This is a genomic window from Candidatus Magnetobacterium casense (genome assembly GCF_019173545.1).
Lineage (GTDB): Bacteria > Nitrospirota > Thermodesulfovibrionia > Thermodesulfovibrionales > Magnetobacteriaceae > Magnetobacterium > Magnetobacterium cryptolimnobacter.
In genome coordinates this window covers 1-5,229 of sequence record NZ_JABXWD010000244.1, presented here as the reverse complement: position 1 = coordinate 5,229, position 5,229 = coordinate 1, and the positions used below count along the sequence as shown (strand labels likewise).

Genomic DNA, 5,229 nt, shown 5'->3' with positions numbered 1-5,229 from the left:
GAAGGAAAGAAAGGGGCGGCTCCGCCCCCCTTCAGAACCCCCTGCAAGGGGGCCAGCCCCCTTGACCCCTTCTTACCTTGTTGACATTGAGTTGATTATACACAACATTTCAATTGTATAGCTGAACTATTACCATAAAATTTTCTTATCCGACAGACTTGCCTTTACTTTTTACTCTTTACACTTTTATATTCTATATGTTAATGTTAGATGGGTGGTAGTTTACACCTAAATAAAAGAAAGGAAGGGGTGATATAGTGTCTCAAACGAAAGAGACTAAAAATAAATTGATTGTGGGTTATAGGATTCATGAGAGAGATACGGGTTCTCCAGAGGTGCAGATTGCGCTTTTGAGTGATAGGATAGGTTATTTGTCGGATCATTTCAAGGTTCATAAGAAAGACCACCACTCTCGGAGAGGTCTTTTGAAGGTCGTTGCAAGAAGGAGAAAGCTTCTTGAATACCTAAAGATCACAGACAATGGACGTTACAAGCTGGTGATTGAGCGGTTGGGCATCAGAAAGTAGAGGTTTAGATTGATTTCAACAGAGGTAACAAGAGTAGAGCTTACGGTTAACGATAAACAACTGATTCTGGAAACGGGCCTCATGGCAAAACAATCCGATGGGGCCATCGTTGCCACATATGGCGATACGGTCGTGTTGGCAACGGCGGTGTCCGATAAGCGGGTAATGGAAGGCAAGGACTTCTTCCCGCTGACCGTCGATTACCAGGAAAAGGCATATGCCGCAGGTAAGATTCCCGGTGGATTCCTCAAGAGAGAGGGCAGGCCATCCGAAAAAGAGATACTCACCTCCCGTCTGATAGACAGACCGGTCAGGCCGCTGTTTCCAGATGGCTTTCATTCGGAGACTCAGGGTGTTGTTTCGGTACTCTCCTACGGTGAAGAGAACATATCCGACGTGATGGGTATCACAGCAATGTCGGCGGCGTTGACGATATCGGACATCCCCTTTGACGGGCCGGTGGCGGCCGTGAGGATTGGCAGAATAGACGGCGAGCTGGTCATAAACCCCGACCTTGAACAGATGGACGACCCCAAACTGGACATGGTTCTGGTGGTGGCAGGTACGGACGATGCGGTCATCATGGTTGAGGGCGGAGCCATAGAGGTCTCCGAGGAAGTTATGCTGGCGGCCATAGACCGTGCTCATCAGGAGATCAAACGGATAGTCGAAACACAGAACGAACTCAGAAGGCTCGTTGGCAAACCAAAACGTGAGGTAGCCCCAATTCAAACCGATGAGGCACTGGCTGAATCCGTCAGGCAGTTCGTCATGCAACGGATGAAAGAGGCCGTCAGTATCCCCGGCAAACTCAAGAGACAAAAGGTGCTTGACGCCATCTTGGATGACGCAATCAAGGCCTTGTCCGATGATGACGACAAGAAGGTCAAGGCAATTTCAAAATACTTTGAGGAGCTGGAGAAGGAGCTTATCAGAAACCTGATCCTCAATGAAAACGTCCGTGCGGATGGCCGTCGTCCCGACGAGATCAGGGATATCCACTGCATCGTGGGGTTGTTGCCACGGGCGCATGGCTCTGCCCTGTTTATAAGGGGTGAGACGCAGGCGCTCGTGGCGGTGACGCTTGGCACGTCGTCGGATGAACAGAAGATAGACTCCCTGGAAGGTGACAGATACAAGACCTTTATGCTGCACTACAACTTCCCGCCCTTTAGCGTTGGAGAGGTCAAGCCGCTAAAATCTCCCGGCAGGAGGGAGATAGGTCACGGCGCCCTGGCCGAACGTTCGATCAAGCCCGTGGTACCCTCCCCGGATGACTTCCCCTACACAATCAGGGTGGTGTCGGACATCCTTGAGTCCAACGGCTCGTCATCGATGGCATCGGTGTGCGGGGCAACGCTGGCTCTGATGGATGGCGGGGTACCGATAAAGGCTCCGGTTGCCGGCATAGCGATGGGCCTTATCAAGGAAGGCGACAGGATTGTGGTGTTGACAGACATCCTGGGTCTGGAAGACCACCTCGGAGATATGGACTTCAAGGTATCGGGTACGGCTACGGGGATAACGGCCTTCCAGATGGACGTCAAGATCAGAGGGGTCGGCACAAGCGTCCTTGTTGACGCCCTGCAGAGGGCCAAAGAGGGCAGGTTGCACATCCTGGGTAAGATCACCCAAACGATAGAGACCCCACGTGCTGCCCTGTCTCCAAATGCGCCAAGGATATTCCAGATGAAGATCAAGGCGGAGAAGATCAAGGACGTCATCGGTACCGGCGGCAAGATCATCAAGGGCATCATCGAGGAGACCGGCGTTAAGATAGACATTAACGACGAAGGTCTGGTGACCATTGCCTCAAATGACGGGCCATCGCTCAACCGGGCAAAGGGGATAATCGAGGGCATTGTGGCCGAACCGGAGCTGGACCGCATATACACGGGTAAGGTGAAGAAGATCATGGACTTTGGTGCCTTTGTCGAAATACTCCCGGGTACGGATGGCCTGCTGCATATATCGCAGATATCCGACAAGCGCGTCAACAAGGTCACTGATGAGCTAAACGAGGGCGACGAGGTCATGGTCAAGGTCATAGACATAGACAGGAGCGGAAAGATCAAGTTAAGCAGAAAAGAGGCCTTAAAGGACTCTCAAAAGACCAGTTAAGCACAAAAGCGTCAGGCGGTGGACACAGAGGCGGTGGTTGGACGGCAATGGACGATGCGCTCTGACGCTGCACGAATAATAACAAGGGGATAAGCAAATTATCCCTTTTTGTTTGACCCCACAGACAGACTATTAATTGCGGACTATAATATTTAGAGATAGCGTATAATTTATAAGGAGTGGAAATGTACAGGAAGGAGTATCTTCAAAACGGCATCCCGTTGGTCATGGAGCAGATAGCGGGGGTGAGGTCGGTGGCTGCCGGCATATGGGTCAAGGTTGGTGGACGGTATGAGTCGCCTGACAACAGCGGGATATCGCACTTTATCGAACACATGTTTTTCAAGGGCACCAAGACCCGCACCCAAAAGGACATCGCCATAGAGATCGACTCGCTGGGCGGAGACATCAACGCCTTTACCTCACAAGAGAGCACCACGTTCTACGTTAAGCTCCTCCGTGACAACATCACAGAAGGCGTGGAGATACTGTCGGACATATTTCTGAATTCCCTGTTAAACGACAATGACATAGCCAAGGAGCGCGAGATCATCACCGAAGAGATAAACATGCTCGAGGACACCCCCGAGGACTACATCCACGACCTCTTCTACGAGGACATCTGGGGATTGAACGCACTTGGCCTGCCCATCCTGGGTAGCGTTGAAAACGTCACGTCCTTTAAGCGCGACGATCTGCTCAGGTACATCGACAACCACTACGGCACGGGCAATATAATCATCTCCTGCAGCGGCAACATAGACTTTGCCCAGATGTACGACCTGTTTAACGGCACCATCGGTCAACTCCAGTCCAAGGGGTACGCATCCGGTGAGCCGTTGCAGAGACCGTCGTTTACGCACGGCCTAAACGTCCACGAAAAAGACCACACGGAGGTACATATAAGCATTGGCACCGAGGGCATCAAGCAGGATTGCGTGCAACGCTATCCTTTTCTTCTGTTGAACACGATATTTGGCTCTGGCATCAGTTCCCGGCTGTTTCAGGAGATCAGGGAGAACAGGGGGTTGGTCTATAGCATATATTCGTATCTGTCCTCCTATCACGACACGGGTGTCTTTGGTGTGTACGCTGCCTCAAGCAGGAAGAAGTACGTCGAGGTCATAGAAGTTGTGTTAAGGGAGATGGCTGCATTGAAAGACACCATCACCGAGGCGGAGCTTGCGCGTGCCAAGAACCAGCTCAAGGGCAATACCCTGCTGCACCTGGAGTCCTCTTCGGCACGGATGCACAACATTGCGCGTCAGGAGATATACTATCAAAAATACTACAGTCCCGATGAAATCATTCGAGGCATAGAGGCCATTACGCTCAAAGACGTCCGGGAGATAATTGATACATTCCTTGGCTCAGGCAAGAAGGCCATCACCGTCCTCGGTCCGGCCAGCAAGAAGGCTCTGGTCGGATTACAGGGCGTTTGATTGGTGTGCAATCCAAAAAAATGGGACAGTTCAGCCTCTTGCCACAGCAGGGGGGCAACCCCCTGGTTGAAAGTCGCACCTGTTACTAAAGCACACTCTCAATCAACCCGATGTCATCGGCCTTCATCAACGCCTCTGCTATTGCATAAAGCCTTGACTCATCTTCACACCGTCTAACTTTATCCATAAGGGATAAGCTTTGTTCGCCAAATCTTGTCCGCAGTAAAGTTTCTATCATCTTTTGCATACCTTCTACACGGCCCTCTACACGGCCCTCTACACGGCCACTTTCCTTACCTTGCATAAACCTTATATCTGTCTCCAGATCGTATACTATTGGCATCTTTTCCACCTCCTCTATTACGATTTTTTGCATGTCCTTCTGTCGTGAAAATATCTCTATGTGTCTTATATATTTAGACAAGTCTAACCCCCCGGACACACTCTTTGTTAATTCTGTTAATAGCTCCCTTGCAAACGACCTCTTGTCACGCCTGCCCATGTTACACAACGTAGCAAGCACTATCTCCTTAGGCACCCCGGAGTAGAGAAATGGCTCACACGCTACTTTTCTAATGTCTATTAACTCGTACCTGTAACTGACATCAGGCGTCTTTAACGCATTCTTCATCCGCATCGCACCCTTGCCAATGAAGATAACGTACTGCTTTATCGCCAACTCGTGCAGCGTATAGATATGGACAAAGTATCGCATCATCCTCTTAAGCATATTGGGATCATTGGTACTTTGAGCCTCTGCGTGTATGATAAAAGGCTTCTTTTTACCCCTTTGTACCTTGTACAGGAAATCAGCCTCCCGTTCATCCGTTAGTTGCGTCAGGACGTTCAATTTAGTGATCTTATCGGCCTTAATCCCCAGGACCTTCTCTATAAGGGGTCGCTCTATATCCTCGATCAACTCCTTGATGACCTTGTCGTAACCCTCTGACCCTCTTGGTGTATCCATAGTTATATTATACCGCACGGGCGCAAAAATGAAAAATCAAAAGAAAAAAAAGGGGCGGTTTATGGCAGGGGTGCCTCACCCCATAGGTGTTAAGTTAAGCATGATACCTCCAGTACCTCCAAGTCTTTTAGTGTTAATTTCTTAGGTTTAGGCGTATTTGACGGTTCATCAA

4 protein-coding genes are annotated in these 5,229 nt (G+C 50.0%); 3 read left to right on the top strand and 1 reads right to left on the bottom strand.

Translation table 11 applies throughout. From position 1 onward, the window contains the following. Window positions 1-257: 257 nt before the first annotated feature. The 3 genes from rpsO to HWQ67_RS12310 all read left to right on the top strand — a co-directional run bounded on the left by rpsO (window position 258) and on the right by HWQ67_RS12310 (window position 4,090). A complete protein-coding gene (rpsO, locus tag HWQ67_RS12320) occupies window positions 258-527 on the top strand; it encodes a 30S ribosomal protein S15 (protein ID WP_218252988.1) in 270 nt (89 codons plus the stop codon). A 9-nt stretch (window positions 528-536) separates the two neighbouring features. Beyond that, window positions 537-2,648 carry a polyribonucleotide nucleotidyltransferase gene (gene pnp, locus HWQ67_RS12315; protein ID WP_255317257.1) on the top strand — a complete coding sequence of 704 codons (2,112 nt, stop codon included), beginning with the start codon at window positions 537-539 and terminating at the stop codon, window positions 2,646-2,648. Window positions 2,649-2,833: 185 nt separating this feature from the next. Continuing rightward, window positions 2,834-4,090, top strand: coding sequence for a M16 family metallopeptidase (locus HWQ67_RS12310; protein WP_218252987.1), 1,257 nt, complete (start codon window positions 2,834-2,836; stop codon window positions 4,088-4,090). Between the two features lie 85 nt (window positions 4,091-4,175). Here HWQ67_RS12310 and HWQ67_RS12305 read toward each other — a convergent pair whose 3' ends face one another. Beyond that, entirely contained in the window at window positions 4,176-5,057 is an 882-nt protein-coding gene (locus HWQ67_RS12305; protein ID WP_218252986.1) for an Rpn family recombination-promoting nuclease/putative transposase, read from the bottom strand. Window positions 5,058-5,229: the final 172 nt, after the last annotated feature.

Excerpts from the sequence above, each read along its gene's own strand:
- HWQ67_RS12310 (WP_218252987.1), top strand. The coding sequence starts at position 2,834 with ATGTACAGGAAGGAGTATCTTCAAAACGGCATCCCGTTGGTCATGGAG.
- HWQ67_RS12305 (WP_218252986.1), bottom strand. The coding sequence starts at position 5,057 with ATGGATACACCAAGAGGGTCAGAGGGTTACGACAAGGTCATCAAGGAG.